The sequence below is a fragment of the Clostridium sp. ZS2-4 genome (assembly GCF_026719745.1).
GTDB lineage: Bacteria > Bacillota > Clostridia > Clostridiales > Clostridiaceae > Clostridium_H.
Map to the genome: position 1 here is coordinate 1 of NZ_JAPPRQ010000033.1, position 20270 is coordinate 20270.

The 20270-nt window shown below is 28.1% G+C and carries 16 protein-coding genes and 1 CRISPR repeat array; of the genes, 4 read left to right on the top strand and 12 right to left on the bottom strand.

The window, feature by feature from the left end; translation table 11 throughout:
• Positions 1-149: 149 nt before the first annotated feature.
• Positions 150-3395: direct repeats of the CRISPR family, unit length 29 nt; unit sequence ATTTACATCTCACATAGTTAATATAAAAC.
• 194 nt (positions 3396-3589) lie between these two features.
• The 10 genes from cas2 to OIO11_RS05925 form a co-directional block, all read right to left on the bottom strand.
• A complete protein-coding gene (cas2, locus tag OIO11_RS05880) occupies positions 3590-3853 on the bottom strand; it encodes a CRISPR-associated endonuclease Cas2 (protein ID WP_268070522.1) in 264 nt (87 codons plus the stop codon).
• A gap of 4 nt (positions 3854-3857) precedes the next feature.
• Entirely contained in the window at positions 3858-4841 is a 984-nt protein-coding gene (gene cas1b / locus OIO11_RS05885) for a type I-B CRISPR-associated endonuclease Cas1b (RefSeq protein ID WP_268070523.1), read from the bottom strand.
• Positions 4841-5362 carry a CRISPR-associated protein Cas4 gene (cas4, locus tag OIO11_RS05890; protein WP_268070524.1) on the bottom strand — a complete coding sequence of 174 codons (522 nt, stop codon included), beginning with the start codon at positions 5360-5362 and terminating at the stop codon, positions 4841-4843. Before cas4 ends, cas1b begins: the two co-directional genes overlap by 1 nt.
• A 19-nt stretch (positions 5363-5381) precedes the next feature.
• On the bottom strand, positions 5382-7679 hold the full coding sequence (gene cas3 / locus OIO11_RS05895; RefSeq protein ID WP_268070525.1) for a CRISPR-associated helicase Cas3': 2298 nt from the start codon (positions 7677-7679) through the stop codon (positions 5382-5384).
• A gap of 52 nt (positions 7680-7731) precedes the next feature.
• Complete coding sequence (gene cas5b, locus OIO11_RS05900) at positions 7732-8490, bottom strand: type I-B CRISPR-associated protein Cas5b (RefSeq protein WP_268070526.1); 759 nt, start codon at positions 8488-8490, stop codon at positions 7732-7734.
• Between the two features lie 8 nt (positions 8491-8498).
• Positions 8499-9383, bottom strand: a complete 885-nt coding sequence (gene cas7i, locus OIO11_RS05905; RefSeq protein ID WP_268070527.1) for a type I-B CRISPR-associated protein Cas7/Cst2/DevR — start codon at positions 9381-9383, stop codon at positions 8499-8501.
• Complete coding sequence (cas8a1, locus tag OIO11_RS05910) at positions 9376-11067, bottom strand: type I-B CRISPR-associated protein Cas8b1/Cst1 (RefSeq protein ID WP_268070528.1); 1692 nt, start codon at positions 11065-11067, stop codon at positions 9376-9378. The genes cas7i and cas8a1 overlap by 8 nt, the downstream gene beginning before the upstream one ends.
• A gap of 12 nt (positions 11068-11079) precedes the next feature.
• A complete protein-coding gene (gene cas6 / locus OIO11_RS05915; RefSeq protein WP_268070529.1) occupies positions 11080-11817 on the bottom strand; it encodes a CRISPR-associated endoribonuclease Cas6 in 738 nt (245 codons plus the stop codon).
• Between the two features lie 102 nt (positions 11818-11919).
• The gene (locus tag OIO11_RS05920; RefSeq protein WP_268070530.1) at positions 11920-12867 is read right to left on the bottom strand and encodes a helix-turn-helix transcriptional regulator; all 948 of its coding nucleotides are present in this window, start codon (positions 12865-12867) and stop codon (positions 11920-11922) included.
• A gap of 430 nt (positions 12868-13297) precedes the next feature.
• Positions 13298-13543, bottom strand: a complete 246-nt coding sequence (locus tag OIO11_RS05925) for a DUF4351 domain-containing protein (protein ID WP_268070531.1) — start codon at positions 13541-13543, stop codon at positions 13298-13300.
• 332 nt (positions 13544-13875) lie between these two features.
• Between OIO11_RS05925 and OIO11_RS05930 the strand changes: the two genes are divergently transcribed.
• The 4 genes from OIO11_RS05930 to OIO11_RS05945 all read left to right on the top strand — a co-directional run bounded on the left by OIO11_RS05930 (position 13876) and on the right by OIO11_RS05945 (position 15889).
• A complete protein-coding gene (locus OIO11_RS05930; RefSeq protein WP_268070532.1) occupies positions 13876-14001 on the top strand; it encodes a hypothetical protein in 126 nt (41 codons plus the stop codon).
• Position 14002: 1 nt separating this feature from the next.
• Complete coding sequence (locus OIO11_RS05935; RefSeq protein ID WP_268070533.1) at positions 14003-14161, top strand: CPC_1213 family protein; 159 nt, start codon at positions 14003-14005, stop codon at positions 14159-14161.
• A 99-nt stretch (positions 14162-14260) separates the two neighbouring features.
• Positions 14261-14599 carry a hypothetical protein gene (locus OIO11_RS05940; protein WP_268070534.1) on the top strand — a complete coding sequence of 113 codons (339 nt, stop codon included), beginning with the start codon at positions 14261-14263 and terminating at the stop codon, positions 14597-14599.
• Positions 14600-14677: 78 nt separating this feature from the next.
• Entirely contained in the window at positions 14678-15889 is a 1212-nt protein-coding gene (locus tag OIO11_RS05945; RefSeq protein WP_268070535.1) for a cation:proton antiporter, read from the top strand.
• Between the two features lie 29 nt (positions 15890-15918).
• Here the strand turns inward: OIO11_RS05945 and OIO11_RS05950 are convergent, their stop codons facing one another.
• Together OIO11_RS05950 and OIO11_RS05955 are read right to left on the bottom strand one after the other, a co-directional pair.
• Entirely contained in the window at positions 15919-17937 is a 2019-nt protein-coding gene (locus tag OIO11_RS05950; protein ID WP_268070536.1) for a methyl-accepting chemotaxis protein, read from the bottom strand.
• A gap of 293 nt (positions 17938-18230) precedes the next feature.
• Complete coding sequence (locus OIO11_RS05955) at positions 18231-20243, bottom strand: methyl-accepting chemotaxis protein (protein ID WP_268070537.1); 2013 nt, start codon at positions 20241-20243, stop codon at positions 18231-18233.
• Positions 20244-20270: the final 27 nt, after the last annotated feature.

Sequence of the window (20270 nt, forward strand, 5' to 3'; positions counted from 1 at the left end):
TATGCCTATAGCTGGTATAACCATCTTAGACCTCATTCCTTCAATAAAGGATTAACTCCTTTTGAAGCTCGGTACAGCTCATAAAAATATTAGGCAAAAGTGTTACAATTTTACTTGACCAGAACAAAACACCTGGGTATCGCGATATAATTTACATCTCACATAGTTAATATAAAACCTTCCTTAATTATTTCTACATTTTCATTTTTTATTTCATTTACATCTCACATAGTTAATATAAAACAAGCTATTTTATTAGAATAACGACAAGGTAGCTCCAGATTTACATCTCACATAGTTAATATAAAACTTAAAATGCGTAATCAATGTTAGAACTTCTCGCACTGATTTACATCTCACATAGTTAATATAAAACAGATTTATACATCAGAGTATCATCAAATGGTAATATATTTACATCTCACATAGTTAATATAAAACCATCAAACCAATTCTCCAACTACCTCACCTGCCTAAATTTACATCTCACATAGTTAATATAAAACGTACATTTGTATGGTATTAGGTGTATAACTGGAATGTAATTTACATCTCACATAGTTAATATAAAACCTTTATATCCTTTGCTATTTTTAGCATAAAAATTAATATTTACATCTCACATAGTTAATATAAAACTCACAGATTTTTTGGACAAAATCCTTTTTTATAAGCATATTTACATCTCACATAGTTAATATAAAACATTTGAAAATAATTTACATACTAATGAGTTAATGAAATTTACATCTCACATAGTTAATATAAAACACAATAACGATATTTAGATGTGTTATAATCTCAACATATTTACATCTCACATAGTTAATATAAAACCCACACTTTTCTGAAACCCCATACCAATATTGCACCATTTACATCTCACATAGTTAATATAAAACGAATTAAAAATAATACTCCCTATTTTGTTATAAGATATATTTACATCTCACATAGTTAATATAAAACCGTTGTAGACTCTCCTTCTTTCCAAACTTTTTTATTTATTTACATCTCACATAGTTAATATAAAACTATTAATGCAGCTATAAATGATTTAGCATTTTTACGATTTACATCTCACATAGTTAATATAAAACGCAAGGTAAAGTTGAACCCTGCTCTTTGTTTGTTTATATTTACATCTCACATAGTTAATATAAAACCAGCCATTATAGGGCTTGCATAATCACTTTTAATTTCATTTACATCTCACATAGTTAATATAAAACCCTGTCGGAGTGCTATATCATACAATTGATGTTACGGAATTTACATCTCACATAGTTAATATAAAACCAGATTTCTTTGTTGCTCCTGCATCAACAAATTATCAATTTACATCTCACATAGTTAATATAAAACATTAAATGTCATTAATTAACACCTCCCATCTGTGCAAATTTACATCTCACATAGTTAATATAAAACCCACTCTCTGTAATGATGTATGTTTCCACTAGTAGAATTTACATCTCACATAGTTAATATAAAACTTGAAAAGATAGAAGTATTAGAAAATCCTATTCCTCATTTACATCTCACATAGTTAATATAAAACTCGCAACTATTCCACCCCCAACCAAACTATGTTTTGTATTTACATCTCACATAGTTAATATAAAACGGTATAATATATTTGTAGGTAAGAAAACCAAACTAAATTTACATCTCACATAGTTAATATAAAACAAAGTAGCTTTAGATAGTCCTTCAATATATTCTATATTTACATCTCACATAGTTAATATAAAACATAACTTTCCTACCACAATGACTACACCTTCTATACATATTTACATCTCACATAGTTAATATAAAACTTTGGAAGTCACTTATGTGTGTGGTGCGACTGGCACATTTACATCTCACATAGTTAATATAAAACGATATTTATGAAAATGCTATGGGGTTAAAGGTTCATATTTACATCTCACATAGTTAATATAAAACACGAGCGAATATCTTTTGTTTAGCTGCTTAAAGCCTAATTTACATCTCACATAGTTAATATAAAACAAGTGCACTCGTAAGTGGTCCAGCAATATCAATAACATTTACATCTCACATAGTTAATATAAAACCTAGTAGACAAATTTCTCTTAGAAGTTACCCTCTTGTATTTACATCTCACATAGTTAATATAAAACAAAAACATGGTAATGATATTTATATATGTAGCAATTTATTTACATCTCACATAGTTAATATAAAACAAGTCCACCCGTATCACCAGGTTTCGTAACATCACCATTTACATCTCACATAGTTAATATAAAACATAGCCAAAATAATATTTATTATCAAATTTAATAAAATTTACATCTCACATAGTTAATATAAAACTCTTCAAACATTAATAATGATTGTTTAAATAATAAATTTACATCTCACATAGTTAATATAAAACTTTCTTCCTTTCTTGCATTAACATATTTATATAACGTATTTACATCTCACATAGTTAATATAAAACAAAAGAGTTATATAAGAATAGATTTCTGCTTACTTTATTTACATCTCACATAGTTAATATAAAACCTTATACTACTCGTACTGAAATAGAGTATAGAGCAGAATTTACATCTCACATAGTTAATATAAAACCATGGATCTAATCCGTAGATTGTGACTTAAATAAAAAAATTTACATCTCACATAGTTAATATAAAACTAAGACAAGGATATAAAGCTTTCTTTTTAAAACTAATTTACATCTCACATAGTTAATATAAAACGAGGTATAGAAAGTGTTCCGCATATTCCATCTACAAATTTACATCTCACATAGTTAATATAAAACTCATTTCTTATAACTAAAGTTTAACCAGGTCCTGCTCATTTACATCTCACATAGTTAATATAAAACTAAAAGGAGTAAGTGAAAAGACTATTAATCAATTAAATTTACATCTCACATAGTTAATATAAAACCATATAATACCTGTCTTTTATCTATTGCTGTAAGTTTATTTACATCTCACATAGTTAATATAAAACAGAAATACTTCCAGTAACAATAAACAACTTTCTCTTATTTACATCTCACATAGTTAATATAAAACATTTAAATTGTTTGCAATACAATAAGCATCTATATTGATTTACATCTCACATAGTTAATATAAAACAAATACTCTTCAATTCTTTTATCTATTTTTTCTTCTAATTTACATCTCACATAGTTAATATAAAACAAAAGAGGATTTCATTTAAATGCGTTAGCCTCACCAATTTACATCTCACATAGTTAATATAAAACTATCATATGAAGAAAAAGTAATCGTAGAATATTATCAATTTACATCTCACATAGTTAATATAAAACGCTCGGAAGGTTTAAGGATATTTATGAGAAGACTATGGATTTACATCTCACATAGTTAATATAAAACCCCCAAAATCTAAAACACTCTAACACATTGATATTACTAGGTTTATAGGGATTAAGACATTACCTAAAATTAAGCTTTTTGCAGTAAACCTATAGTAATGTTTTTATAAATTTTTACAAAACACCTTGTAACCTAGTTATATCAATGTCTAAGACGATATAAAACATTTGTTTGCATTACTGCAAAATTGAAAATCACAAAAATAATTCATCAAAACTTTTTTCTATTCCTATAACATCTTTAGTAATATTTTTAGACATCTTTACTCTATAAATATATATCGAATCCGTTTTTTTGTCTATGACCTTGTTTACTTCTGAAAGGCACTTATGCAGTTTTCCATCCGTTATTTCCCCTTCAAAAACTGAGTTCTGAGTCCATGTTAAATATTTCTTTAATAATTTTCTAACTCTATTTATTCTTTTTTCTTCGATATCATAAGTTAGTATAACAAACATTTTATCACCACCATGCCTTTAATGGTTTATATCTTTCATCATCTATAAGATGCTTGATTAATTTATAACATTCAAGCCTTATGAACATTCTGTAAGAAACCTTTCTATTTAATTTTCTATGTTTTATTGTTGTACCCATTTTCTTTTCATATTCTGCTGCAAACTTCTTTTTGCCTTTTTCATTTAGAAAACATACTCCCTCTTCTATTGAAAAATCATCTGTTGTTATTATTCTGTTATTTATCACACTAAATATAAGCGGATCAATAACTAAAGGTTTAAATATTTCTGCTAAATCAAGACTTAACGAAAACCTTTTTGTTGATGGTTCATGCAGATAGCTAACCGTTGGATCAAGCTGTGTTTTATAGATTTCTCCTAATACTGTTGTGTACATTAAACTATTTCCAAAAGACATTAATGCATTTATGGGATCTGTTGGTGGTCTTTTTTCTCTCTTTTTAAATTCAAAACCATTTTTTAGAATTACATTAAATGCTTCATAATAAATTTTTCTCATTCTACCTTCTGCACCCATAAGTTCATCAATGGCATTAGAATTTAATATCTTGCCTCTTTCAGATTCAATTCTTTTCATAAATTCTTGAGTATTATCCTTATACTTTCTTAAATTTCTTAATATGTGATGTGCTGCACTATCAATAAAACATTTTGCAATATATAATCGCTTATCATCAAAATGATAATGCATTGCTTGATTTACAAGTAAAAAACCTGAAACATTTTTCTTTCTTGGATAATATGTTCCTGAATAATATCCATAATAGTTATAAAAATTAAGCATCAAACCATATTTAGTAAGATAATTTAAAAGTTTTGTATTTAAATCTACTTCTCCATATATATGAATTTTATCTACCTGCTCTACGGGTAATGGCCTTTTTTCTTCTTCACTATCTATAAAATATATGGTATTATCTTTTCTCTTTAATCTTCCGTTACTAAAAATATAATAATCTCTTCCCATTATTCATCATCCTCTTTTACATAACAGAATTGGTAATAAGCACATTTTGTGCAATATGGCAATTTAACTAATTTAGGTGGATTACTGCTACTTTCAATTCTTTTTATATCAATTAATGTATCTTTTATTTTTTCTTCCACTTCTGGTGTCAGTTCTATTTCTTCTATCCTTTTTTCTTTTACGTAATTTATTGAACCTTTTTTCTCAATTCCTATTTGCTTCAGATAAAAAAGATAATAATAAAGCTGCATTTTATCTGGAAGTGGCATCTTACTTGTTATCTTAACTTCCCGTACATAATCTTTGTCCATAATATCCAATTTTAAAATATCATCTATCAGCATTTCTTTATTTTTCTTTCTTGAATAAGAATCTTCATGTACAAGCTTGCCGCTGAGAACTCTATCACTTGTGTCTTCCATAGTTATTCCCTTCGAAAACAACCAAAGTTTTCTTTTGCATATATAGTAGTAATTTACTTTTACTCCTTGGGTTTTAAATTTTTCTAATTCAAATTCCATGAGATCACCTTCTTTACTTTTACATAAACTGCAAATCTTCATTAAATTCTTCTACTTTTTCTGGCCTGGCTAAACCTCTTTCAAAATCATAAGGATATGCTATGATTGGTATTTTATTGTATTTATCTACTTCTATGAACTCTCCCTCTATATATCCATTTCTATATGCTTGGTCATATTGATATTTAGGAATACTCATTGTAAGTTCTTTAATTTCGTTCTTTGCTAGCAATTTTTCATTATAGTCTGATGTTTCTTGAATAATGTTTAAATTTTTGTAGATTAGCTCTTCATTTTCTTTATAAACACTCTTTGGCATTACCGTTTCATTTTCTATATTTCTTAAATTAATCTCTTTCTTTTTAAATTCATATTCTTTTATATCAACCACATTTTTTATAGTATCTTTTATTTTGTTGTAATAATTTTTACCTTCAAGGTTTTCCTTTGAATAAACTGTCTCTACTAATTCCATTTTCTTTTTTTCATCAATTTCTTTTTCTTCAAATTTTTCTCCAACATAATTTACTAGAGCTTCTTTTGATAAATCGAAAATATCTTTATCTATTATTGATTTATCACCACTGCCTATTCCTGAAGGTAACTTTTCTTTTCCTATATACACATATATATTTGTATAATCTTCTTTTAAATCTCTATTTCTATAAACTCTTCCCATTCTTTGAAATAATCCGGATATATCTGAAAGTTCCGTATATAAAACATCAAAATCTATATCTAAACTCGCTTCAACTACTTGAGTTGTTATCCATATACCTTTTTCTTTATTTTCAAGTTCTCCCATTTTTAAAATCATACTTTCTTTTTCAGTTCTATCTTTTTTTATAAATCTACTATGAAAAAGATTTATGTTAACTTCTTTATTTAATTCTTCTTTTAATTTTTTATAAAGCTGTTGTGCTGTTTTTACTGTATTTACAATAACTAACACTTTTTTGTCTTTATAATTTTCTTTTATGTGATTAATATTTATATCTTCTTCCAATACTTTTAACTTATGTCTTAACTGAACTTTTCCATTAACCTCCTTATAGAAAGGATCTGGTTGATTAAATTCTATACCTTCATTTCTCATAAGCTCTAAAAATATCGGAGGCAATGTTGCTGTAACTATGCTAAACGTCCCGCCCATTTCAGTTATATATTTTAAAGCTGCAATTAGAAATGCTACTAATTCTGGAGAGTACATTTGAATTTCATCTATAATCAATTTTGAGTATGAAAGTGTTGCTAATTTTAATTCGTATCCTTCATATTTAAATATAAAATCGACTAACTGATCCAATGTGCAAACTGTTAACGGTAAGGATAACTGCTTTGTTTTATCATAATACTCTATATCAAGCTCATTATTATTTCTTTTTAGATACTCTGCCGAAGTTTCTGAATGAAGTAACCCTGTTCTTTTTTTCTCAAATTTTATTTTTTTAATAACTCTATCATATATAGCATTTATAGATACTCTTAAAGGAAGTGTAAAAAAACCTTTATTATTTCCTATCCAAAATAGTGAAGCTTCTGTTTTCCCAATGCCTGTAGAAGCTATAATTACATTATTTTCGTTTTGATGCTCTATCATATATTCCTGTAATTTATTAGGTTTATATCCACCTTGTTTTAAAAAATTAAAAGTTTTATCAAACAGATCTTTATTCTCTACCTCAACATCTACTCCACCACTAGCTGCATAATCAATTTTATTTAGTAACCCTTTTGTCATTATGTATTGATGAATTATTTCTTTAGTATCATTATCTGGATCAGGTATTCTTCTTTTTATGTACCTAATAAATGACGAATTTAATTTCCCTATTTTATCAATTTTATCGAATATAAAATCATCAATATAGTTTATTAAATCTTCTTTAACTATTCGTTTTAAATTATCATGATTATTAAGTTTTTCTCTTGAATGATGAAAATATATGCTTTGATATAAAATTCTCATCTCATCATCACTATACTTATTTTTTAGTTCATCTTTTGGCAAAAATGCTGGACTTAAGTATCCATGTGGAATTTCTTCTATATTAGGTAAATCATCTTTTAATTCTTTTAATTCTTTTAAATTAAAATTTTCTTCTTTTTCCTTTAATTTTTTTATTAGTTTATTTTGAAATTTAGTATTCATTTTTCCTAAATCGTGATATAAACAAGCCAACTCTAAAATATTCCAATCTAGATTCTTCATTTCAGGATACATTTTCTTTAATATTTTAAAGTTTTTATATAAATTTTCTGTATGTTGAATAATCGTTTCTTTATCTTTTGTCTTTGCTAAAAATGGATTTTTCAATTTAACACCCCCAATTGATTGTAAAATTAAAGATAGGGGACAATCCCTACCTTTAAGCAAAGAAAACTAGATAATCATCTTCATCCTTATGTGTTACTGCTCCTTCTGCAATTTCATTTTTGCTCATTACACCATGGATAACCTTTATCTTTTTCCATTGTCGTATTTCCGTTCCTTTTTTTATTTCAACCTTATCATATTTTTTGTTTAAGTTATATATGGTTGCATTAGACACAAAATCATCTAATCCAAACATATGTGTAGGAATATAAGCATCATATTTCAAAGACTTATCTTCCTCAACTTCTTCTTCATATACATCTACAATCTTAACTTCATCAATCCTTACAAGATCCTCTCTTCTCCCTAAAGAAAGATACTCTTGTGGGTTCTTTAAATTTTTATATATAACTTCAATTAAGCTTTCATCTTTAGGTTTTATATGAATTAACAATTCTACATCTACAAGAAGTTCACAGGTTGCAACTCCTCTAATTATTCCATAGTATTTGTCTATTTCTTCTCCTGTTTTTTTATTTATCTCTTTTGATTTAATCTTTATATTGTGCCTTCCTTCTTCATAACCTGCTCCTGCAAACTCATATCTTGTATATAAATCATTTACCTTTGAATAATATTTCCCTTGAATACTTATATCCATATCTTTATATTCCGTAAATCCACATGCATAATGTATCATTCCACTAACCGTTGAATACGGTGGCAAAGGATACGTTTCTTTTAATTGAAAACTAGTAGGCTTTTTATAGTTAACTAAATTCTGATATAATTTTAATCTTATTACTTTCATTTACTCACCTACTTATTTTCTGTATAGTATTTCTCAACTTCTGATTTTAAAATTTCGAAAAATTGACCCATTTCTTTAGCATTAAGTTTTTCGCTAATTTCATTATCATTATTAAATATACCTTTTATCAATCCAACATTAGTTATTTCTTCAATTGACTTATCTAGTTTATACACACTTTTTATTGCTTCTACTACAACTTTATTATTTTTAACTTTTAATTTATTTTCAAAGAAAGGATTTTTAATATCATAAACTCCACCAATTGCAAACAAAGGGGATAAATTTTCTCTTCTACCTTTTATATCTCTATATAAAAATTTGATTGTATCTAATAAATCAACTACTCTTTTTGTCTTTTCTTCACTTGAAATTTCTATATTATCATTTTTATCTATTCCAACTTTATCCAAATCTATTGTTATAGTATAAGCATAATAAGATTTATGAATTTCGCTTTGAGCTATATTACCACCATCTTTAACTTCTCCACCTTGCTCATTGTATCTATCTAATAGCCCTTTATTTGTTAAGAAATCTAAATCCGCATTAAAACTTTCTAATGAAACTGCATTTGATAATCTAACTACCGCTGAACGAGTTTTAGTTGGCTTTTTAGTTTTCATGTATCCAAATAAATCAATTTCAGCATAATCTTTTATAGTTGTATCTGCTGCAAACTGAATAACCGTTCCATCTAGCTCAAGTGGAGTATCGTTTCTACCCATTTGTTCTATAATGTTATACCTCATCGCTTGTCTTGAAATATATGTGTAACTTTCCCCAGTTCCTCTTGAAACTTTTTTTAGTGAAGTTACATTTCCTATACCTTCTCCATAGTTACCACTTTCAGCTTCAAATATAAAACTTGCTGTTAACCCTTTCTTATTCACTTACAACATCCTCCTTTTTATCTTCATTATCATCTTTTTTAACTTCTTCCCCCTGTAATCCTAATAAAAATGCATATCCAATAGTTTGAAATTTATCAATATCTTGCAACCCTTCAACAAAAGTTGTTGGTACTTGTTTGTTTAAATACATATAAGCATTTAATATAGTATCCATAAATCTTGATGTATTCTTTGTTTTTAAAGCATTTAAAAGCCTGTAGGTTATTCCTCCCAATTTATTTTCAGCTTTCTTATCTATGTAAGCTTTTCTTAAGGTTAATCCGTAGTCCTTACAATTATTAACAACTTTATAATGAACCATTTTTGCTTTCACTCTCCCTCCTAAGAAATTGTTATTGATTCTAATAATCATTTCAATAAATTGTATCTTATTAAATTTAGAATCTAACTTAAGGTAAAATAACTTATTAATTAAATCAAATTGATTTTTACCATCATATAGTCTAGAAATTACTTCCCTGTATAAATTCAAATATTCTTTACTATTTATTTTTGCATGAATCTTAATCATTGACTTTAACATATTTTTGTTATCACTTATAACTTTTAACTTATCTTTTGAAAGAACATTAAAAGAATAAGGTCGTCTTTGATTATCAGAATCAAGTTTTACAATTTGAATATTTTCAATTTCTTTTTCAAAATACTCTACTGAACTTTGATTTATACTTTCAACTATATTAAAATAGCTTTCCTGTTCCAATTCTTCAAATGAAGTGTTATGTTCCAAAGTATGTTTATTAATCTTAATCAAAGAATCCATACTTGAATTTTGATTTATGAATAATCCTTTGCTCTTAATAACGGTAAAGCCAGCTGGAATACATGAATATATCAAATTACAAATAGGACAAATATATGAATCACCATTTAAATTCCAAAAATGTGATGATTTTCTCGACATATCTACTCCCATTTTACTAATCCATGTTAAATCATATGCAGCAGGTTTTGAAAGCTTTGACATCTTGTTTTCGCAAGTAAAACATAAATATTTATATTTGCTTTTGTCAGCTTCAATATAATTTAAAGTTCCTGCAACAAAATATTTATTATATTCTTCATACATATTTTTCTTACTGTTATTTTTATTTAAAAAACTAACATCTGCCCAAAATTTTTGAATTACATCATATATAACATTTTTTGCTAATATAATTTTCTTAACTTCCTCTTTTTTTAGATAATTTATTATAACTTTAACTATTTCAAATTGTTGTTGTATACTATCTACAACATCTTTAATCTCTTGTTTTTTAGTCTTTTTTATTTTCTTTAGTTTCTTCTCTTCTTTTAATAAGTCTAACTTTTTATCTTCAATTACCAAATATCCACTTTTGTAACTGTTGCTAGTTAATTTCTTCTTTATATCTTCGATTTGATCATTTATAACTGTTAAATCTTTTTCTTCCACTTTTTCTATATGAAAATTTTCAATATATTCTTCAAAACTAACTATTTTATACCAAGAAGTAAATTTTTCATATTTCTTTATAAAATAATTAAAATACTTTTCTTCGAAATTTTCTAATACTGAATTATCAAATTCTATATAATTAATTCCTTTATCATATGGTATATCACTAGCATCTAAGATATTTGCAACTCCCACAACCCCAGCATTATATAACCAATCTGATAACTCAAGTCTAATAGTACTCATCTTACTCACCTCCTACCCAACAATCTCCAACATTCCAAACCCTTGCCCACGTTTAAATCCTACACCCAACTTGTATATATCGTTAAGGTCATTTACATCGCCTTGCAGCTGAAACATACCAACATAACTATTTACATAATAATAAGGTTTATCAGCTTTTTGTCTAAATGCTCTTATGTCTTCTTTTACAACTCTTTTCTTCATATTTCTAGATGGAATAAATTTTAACTCTTCCTTTAAACCATATCCTCTATAATTTTTAAGTGTTTCATTAACTATATAATTAAGCTCCTTTTCATACCTTTCATTATTAATCTCTAAAGCTTTATGATTTTTGTCTTGAATAAATATTGGTGATAAAGTATTAAAAGTTATTACATTATTGGATATACTTTTTTCTTTAACTAAATTTATTCTCACTTTGTTAAGATTAAAGTCTTTGTACTTAAATGTATCAAGCTTTATTAAACCATTATACAAATTAACCATAAAAGTATAATCTGGAGAAGATATATTAAATATAACTCTATCTTTTATAATGAAAACATCACCTTGTTTTTCAAAATCCTTCATAAAAAATGAGAAACAGAAATTTTTAGTTTGTTTATTTGATTTATTTTCTTGATATGTGTACAAATTTTTATAATAATCTTCATCCACTTCTTTTATAGCTTCCTTTATTAAACTAACTCCCATCATCTGATATGCTAAAGGAAATTTATCTGTTTTATACTCTACGCTCATTCTCATAATTTTCACCTCCTTCAAATGTTTCTTGATTTTAATTAATTCACTTTATGTTAATATTAATTTTAACTATTAATGTTGACATATATCAGCAGTATTAAAATTTTATTTATAAATTTCTAAAGTTTTTTTTATTTCTTCTCTTATTTTTTCTTTAAAACTTTCTGGTTCTAAAACTTCTGCATTACTTCCCATTCCTAATATCCATGTTTTAATTTCTGTTTCTCCATATATTTTTGCTTTATAAATTATGTAATTATCTTCTTTATAATCTTCTATTTTTTCATTTTTAACCCGTTGTTTTTCTTTTATTATTTGAGCCATTGGATAGTAAATTTTTAGCTTTAATTCTACTTGTCCATCCTTATAGATTCCAAAATTGTTCTGTAAATACTCTTCTAAACTAAAATTTTTATCTTTATCAAATTTTTCTTTTGTTACTTCATAATTTTTTATTCTTGAAAGCTTAAATTGTCTGCTTTCATTTCTCAATTCACAATATCCTACAAAATACATATCTCCTTTATATTGAAATAATGCATATGGTCTTACTGTTCTTTCTGTAATTTTTCTATGTGCTCCTTCGTATTTTAAATGTACTTTATTTGATGCTATTATTGCTGCATTTATATCAAGCCATATTTTTCGTTCTTCTTCATAATCAAAATTTGACTTTATATTTTTTATGTAATATTTAGAAGTTGAAATATCTGTATGTTTATCTCTTAATGCGTTAATTTTCAAAAGAGCTTTTTTAAAATCTTTATATACTAGAAACTCTTCTCTTTTTAATTGCTCCTGTGCCATATTTAAAGCTGCATATTCCCCATCTGTTAAATCTAAGCTTAATAAATAATCTTTTCCTTCAAGTACATAGCCTCCATTTCGTCCACGTATTTCTTTTATCCTAACTCCAGCCATATATAAATCATCTTTATATCTACTAACTTCTCTTTTATCACATTCAAGTATTTCTGCAATTTCACTTCTAGTCATTTGACCTCTGCTCTTTAATAAAGCTAACATATTTAATGCATTTGAAACTTTACTCATAAACCTTAATCACCCTTGTTTATCTTTTTATTATTATAATACTTAATAATTCTATTAAAGTAATAAAATACCTTTGTTAAAATTTGTAACATCCATTTCTTTAACTACTTACTTTCAATTTTAATTATGTATAGAATTTAGTTATTTTATACATATTAATCATGGTATATTTATTAGTTATGATGTCATTTCAATAGGAAAAGCTTACTAGCTTTTAACCAATAAGCTTTAACATACACACATAGTTAATATAAAATATAATTAATTTACATTACCTTCTTATTCATATAAATCAATTTACATCTCACACAGCTAATATAATTTTTTTATAATTTTGCACTATTGTTTACATAAATATACTAAAACTTCTTAAAAACTTTTATTATAAAACTCTTAAGAAGTTTTAATTTTAAAATCCATCACAAACTTACTATTTTAAGTATTTACTTACTTCTTCCAACTTATTAAACTCCAGTACGCTGTCAACAATTATTTCTAACGTTATTGCATCTGCCTTATTCAGTTTTTTCTTTATATCTTTAGGTAATATACCAAATTTCTTTGTTAGTAACCTAATTGAACTCCTTACTAATTCCTGTTTTTTTCCTTTCTTTATTGCCTGTTCAATATCCTTTTTAATATATTCTTCTTTTAATAATTTCTCGATTTTTATCATAATAGGCACCTTCCTCTATTGCGAATATGTAACATTCATTTTAATTGTGCGTAAAATTTAATTATTCTATACATTTTTTTTTGATTTTAGGAAATTTTTTATTCATATTAATCATGGTTTTTTATTTTTAAGAAAATCTTATTAACTTTTACCCAATAAAATTTAATAAATTCACATAGCTAATATTTAATTATAATTTTATCACTTGTTTTATTACCTCAATCTTTTCTTCTTTTCACTTTCCCCAAAACGTATATTTCTCAAAAAAACTGGTTAACCTATTACAGTAAAATATTACAACTTAATTAAAATTTATTAAGGAGTGATTATAAGTGGGCAATACAAAAGCTAAAAATAGCAAGAAAATGGATAAGAGGACTTCAAAACCTGAAATTATCCATGAAGATGAAATGCAAAAGCACAAATCAAAAGGTGTAATAAGAGATAAGGAGATTTAGTATGTCAAAGAACAAAATGAACCACACACAAAATAATAAAAAGGAAGATGGCAGGTTTAAGAAAAGGAACATAAAACACGGGCATCCAGAAAGCGCTCGAAGCGTATTTGGTTCTCCTGGTGAAAAAGATATTGATGATTTATTTGACATAGACGATTAAATAACAGGAGTGAAAATCTTAGATTTTCACTCCTGTTATTTACATTTAATTGTATAAGTTCTATAATTAAAGTAACCATAAACTTAAGGAAGTGATTTTATGCAACTTCTGGTATTTGTTCTTAACAAAGTAAATAAACTGGATGATTTACTCTTATCTTTCGCCAAAGCAGGAATAAAAGGTGCTACTGTTTTGGACAGTCATGGAATGGCAGAGGTTTTAATTGATCACGATCAGGATGTACCTATCTTCGGCTCCTTGCGAATGCTTCTTCAGGAAAAAAAACCCTTCAATAAAACTATCTTTGCTGTTCTAAGCGACGACCAAATCGGAACTGCTCTTACATGTATAAGACAAGTTGTAGGTGATTTATCCCAACCTGGTGTTGGAATCGTTTTCACAGTGCCAGTGAACTATGTTGAAGGCATGAGAAAGTAAACCATCTCTTACTTAAACTGAATTAGTACTTTACTCTATCTTCAAATTAAACAACTCTTATAGAAGGAAGATGATTTAATGCATTCACTTTATTATTTAGGAATAATCCTATTTTGTGGAATAATCGTGGGAAAGATAGTATCCTTTTTTAAACTGCCTAAAGTAACTGGCTATCTCGTTGCAGGTGTTTTGATGGGTCCTTCTATTTTAAATCTTGTACCTAGCCAAGCTGCTGCAAAGCTTACTATTATTGCAGATGCTGCCCTGGGTTTCATAGCTTACAGTATTGGAAGTGAATTTAATTTTGCAAATCTGAAAGCTTTAGGAAAAAAAATTTTTACCATTACAATATTTGAAGCCCTAGGTGCTGTTCTAATGGTTGATCTTGTTATGATTTTTATATTTAAAATGTCTCTACCTTTTAGCTTAACACTGGGTTCTATTGCTGCCGCTACAGCTCCAGCAGCTACTTTAATGGTAATTAAGCAGTATAAAGCTAAAGGCCCTGTTGTAAACACACTCCTTCCCGTAGTTGCTATGGATGATGCAGTGGGAATTATAATTTTTGGTATTTCAACTACAATTGCTTCTTCTCTCTTGAACAGTAACTCTAACTTTTCATTAGCTAAAGCCATATTTATTCCTTTATTGGAAATATTCTATGCACTTTTCCTTGGATTTATTGTTGGATTCATACTTTCAGTTATCTCTAAAAAAACCGAAGGAGAAGACCAACTTTTGAGTATAACTATTGCAGCCCTATTTTTTACCATAGGAATTTCAACCAGCTTAAACATATCTCCACTTTTGTCTTGTATGATGGTAGGAGCTACAATAACAAATATTACTCCATCAAATTCTCGAGCTCTATCAATTATTGACAGATTTACTCCACCAATTTTTATAGCTTTTTTCACTATTGCTGGTATAGAGCTTAATTTAGCCTTACTTACAAAGGTTGGATTTATCGGAATAGGCTATATAACAGCTCGCTTAGTAGGAAAAATTATTGGTGCAGGCATAGGCTCCAAGTTGTCACATTGTTCTAAAACAATACAAAAATATCTGGGCTTAACCTTGGTTCCTCAGGCAGGAGTTGCTATTGGACTTGCAATGGTAGCAGAAACCACAATGCCTGAATTTGGCTCATCAGTTAGAACTATAATCTTATCCGCAACAGTTATATACGAACTCACAGGCCCGCTTTTAACCAAAACCGCTCTTATAAGAGCTGGAGAAATAAGCGTACCAAATAATCTTACTTCTCCAAACCTAAATAAAAATCTCTAAGAAATTTTCTTAGAGATTTTTTATCTTTATTATATTTGGAATTTATCAACTACGTTTCTAAGTCCTTCTGCCAGCTCATTCAACTTCTCTGATGATGAAGTTATTTCCTGAAGTCCAGCCGCTTGCTCTTCCGAAGATGCACTTACCTCTTCTGCCGTAGCTGCCGCTTCCTGAGAAACCGCTGAAACCTCTGAAATATTTACGATAACCAAATCCTTATCATCTTTAATTTGTATTAATGAAAAACTAACCTTTTCAATATTATCTTCAAGTATTCTAAGACCATCTTTTATATTTGTAAAGCTTTCATTTGTTATTTTTATGTTTTCTCCAGTCTTTTCATTAAGCTCTGTAGATAATTTTAGCTTTTCAAATACTTCATTAACACTTGTCTTTACTTCTCCTATTACCTTTTCTATTTGTGATGCTGAGTTTGCTGACTCCTCTGCAAGTTTTCTAACCTCATCAGCAACTACCGAAAATCCACGACCTGCCTCTCCTGCTCTTGCCGCTTCTATTGAAGCATTTAAAGCTAACAGATTAGTCTGCTCTGTGATACTCTTTATAGCATCTGTAATAGTACCTATCTCATTTGATTTTTCCGCCAAAATTTCCACTTTTTCTACCACTTGAAGATTGGCGGCATGATTTTGTTTAAATACTTCCGTCAAGTCAAGTATTAAATTTGCTCCTTCTTCCCCAGCTTTTTCTACTTGCACTGCCGCTCTAATCATATCATCAGAATTTACCATGGACTCATCAACTTTGCTTCCAAGTCTCTCTACTATATCCGAACTTTCATTTAATTTCTCCGATTGATGAGCTGCACCATCAGCTATCTGCTGTACAGCCCTTGCAACCTCATCTCCTACAGAAGTGGATTCTTCTGTTACAGATACAAGAGATTCTGAACTTTCCTTTAATTCATCTGATACCTTAAGTATGTTCTTTAGAATTTCCGCAACCTGATCAGTTGTATTATTCATAGCATCAATAATAATTTCTATTTCATTTGCAAGTCCTTTTTCTTTTTTAATCCTTGCTGTGAAATTACCCTTTGTTAATTCTCCTAATACTTGTACAATTTTCTGAACAGGTGTAATTATAGTATTTTTAACAAATAGATTTCCAAAGAAAATTGCTAATATTAATGTACCTACTGCCACTAAAATATTTAACTTAGCTGCAGTAACTATCTTATTTGTTAACTCTGATTTAGACATAAGTCCTGCAATAGTATATCCTGTACTCTCTTCTTTTTGTTTAAATACCATATAATTTACACTATCTATATTTGATTCAAAAACTTCTTCTTTTGAATCAAATATGCCCTTCATCCCTGCATCTTCGTTAACTGAAGCACCTATTTTTTCAGTATTTTTATGTGCTATTATGGTTCCTTCATTGTCTAAAACTACTGAAAATCCATTTTCTCCAAGAGTTGTTTCTTCCACACTTTTACTTAAATTCTCCAGTGTTACATCAACCCCTACTACTCCAATTACATTTCCAGCTGCATCTTCAACAGTCTTTGCAAATGTAACAACATATAACTTTTCATTATTTATATCTGTATATGGATTGGTTCTAATTATTTTACCCTTATTTTCTATTGCTTCTTTATACCAACCTCTTGCTGTTGGGTCATACCCATCTGGCATTTTCTGTTCTGGATATATAATCATTTTTTTATCAGAAGTTCCCATATACACATTTAATACATCTTTGTGTGACTTTGTAAAGGAACCAAAACTTTTTCTAAGCCAAACCTCACATGCTGCATTTTCTTTAATGGATTTAGCATTAGAATCTGTTGAAAGCATGTCCACAGATTCTTTATTAACTTTGTCTGTATTCTTTATAAATTCTATAATTTTTTCTACACTTTTGCCAGTTATCTCCGTAAAATCATTTTTGGCAGTACTTCTTAAATTATAATAGCTTATTGCAGAAACCAATATTACAGGTACTAATATGGAAGCAATCATAAGTCCTATAATACGAGTATATAAACTATTTTTCCGTACTCTTTTCTTGCTGTTTTTCATCATCATTCACACCTTTCTACCAACACATACAATTTCATAGTCATACTAAATATCCCTAAACTCAGGAATTTTTTTGAATATTAATTCAAGTTTTTAGAACATTATACATATTAGTCCATATATAGTCAATAAATAAATAAATAAATATAAATTCAAGTTTTGTAAGCTATATGAAAAACTAATTTTTAAAACAACAAAAATCTCCAAAGAAACCACTTGGAGATTTTTCCATTTTATCCTATACCATTTAATTTTTTTAATGGATTAAAAACTACATCTTAATTAAGTTATCTTTATATTTCAAATTTACTAACTAATCCTTTAAGATCTTCTGCCAAATTGCTTAATTGTTCTGAAGCTGAAACTATTTCTTGAAGTCCTGATGCTTGTTCTTCAGTAGATGCACTTACTTCTTCTGAAGTAGCTGCTGCTTCTTCGGCCACTACTGAAATCTGTGAAATATTTATAAGCAATGAATCTTTTCCTTCTTTAATATCATTCAAGGAAAGGCTTACTCTGTCGATACTGCCTTCAAGTACTCCTATAGCTTCTTTTATTTTATCGAAGCTTTCTTTTGTAGCTTGTACATTTTCCGCTGTCCTATCATTTAACTCTGTAGAATTCTTTAATTTTTCAAATACAGCATTAACGCTTGACTTCACTTCTCCAATTACCTTTTCTATCTCTGAAGCTGAATTTGCTGATTCTTCTGCCAGCTTTCTAACCTCATCAGCAACTACTGCAAATCCTTTTCCTGCTTCTCCAGCTCTTGCTGCCTCAATAGATGCATTTAATGCTAAAAGATTGGTTTGTTCTGTTATATCTTTAATTGCATCTGTAATTGCACCTATTCTATTTGATTTGTCTGCAAGAATTGCCACTTCATCTGCTGCTTCTATATTAGCCATATAATTTTCTTCAAATACCTGTGTTAAATTAAGTACAAGTTCAGCACCTTCATCACTTACATCCTTGGCTTTAATAGCTGATTTCATCATACTTATGGAATCATTTATACACTCTTCAACCTTTGTACCAAGATTTTCTGCAATTTCAGAACTTTGATTCAATTTTTCAGACTGATGCATTGAACCATCAGCTATCTGCTGTACAGCCCTTGCAACTTCATCTCCTACTGCACTGGACTCTTCTGCTACTGATAAAAGTCCTTGTGAATTTTCTTTAAGATTACATGAAGTTTCTGTCATATTTCCCAATATTCCAGCCACTTCTTCTATAGTATTATTGAGACTATCAATAATTTTTTCTATCTCAGCAGTAAGCCCCTTAGTCTTTTCAGTTCTAGCTTTAAAGTTTCCTTTACCTAACTCTTTAAAAGTATATAAAATATTTCTAACAGGATTTACTATATTTTTCTTAGTAAATCTATTTACAACTAATACTGCTAAAACCAAAGCAACAATTGCTATAATAATGCTTAATCTTATTGTTCCATAAATACTCTGAGAAATTTCCGTCTTAGGTACAATCCCTAAAACAGTATATCCAGTAGCTTTTTCTGTTTGTTTAAAAATTAAACATTTACCACCGTTCATTGTTTTTTCAAACACTTTCTCTTTGGCATCTATTAACTCTTGAATAACTTTATCATCCTTACAAACATCTTCTATTTTATCAATATTGTTATGTGCAATAATAGACCCTTCTTTGTCTACAAGTATTGAATATCTATTTTCTCCAATATTTATTTCAGAAATCATTTTACTTAAATCATCCAGTTTTATATCAATTCCAATTACACCAATTAAATTGCCAGCTGAATCCTTAACCGCCTTTGCAAAAGTTACCTCATACTGATCTTCATTTATCTTGTCTTTATAAGGACTAGTTAAAATTATTTCTCCATTACTAGCCACAGCCTGTTTATACCACTCTCTTTGCGTTGGGTCAAAATTTTCGGAACTATCTTTCTTAGGAAGCACGATAAACTTCTTATCTTTAGTTGCCAAATAGGCGCTAGATACGTCCTTATGAGCTTTAACAAATGTATCAAGGGTTCCTCTAAGCCAAGTAGGACAATCAGGACCTGTCATTATTCCTAATACATTTGGATCATGAGACAGCATTTTTACCGATTCCTTATTTGTTTTATCTAAATTTTTTATAACCTCTATTACTCTATTTACACTATTTTCAGTAATCTCTTTAAAGTTGGACTCCATATTACTGCTTATAAAATAATAACTACTATAAGAAACAACCACCAGGGGTACTAATATGGCTACAACTAACAATCTTAAAATCTGAACGTTTAAGCTTTTTTTGTTTATTTTTTTCTTATTCATAATATTCCCCCTTGATTTTTATTTCTT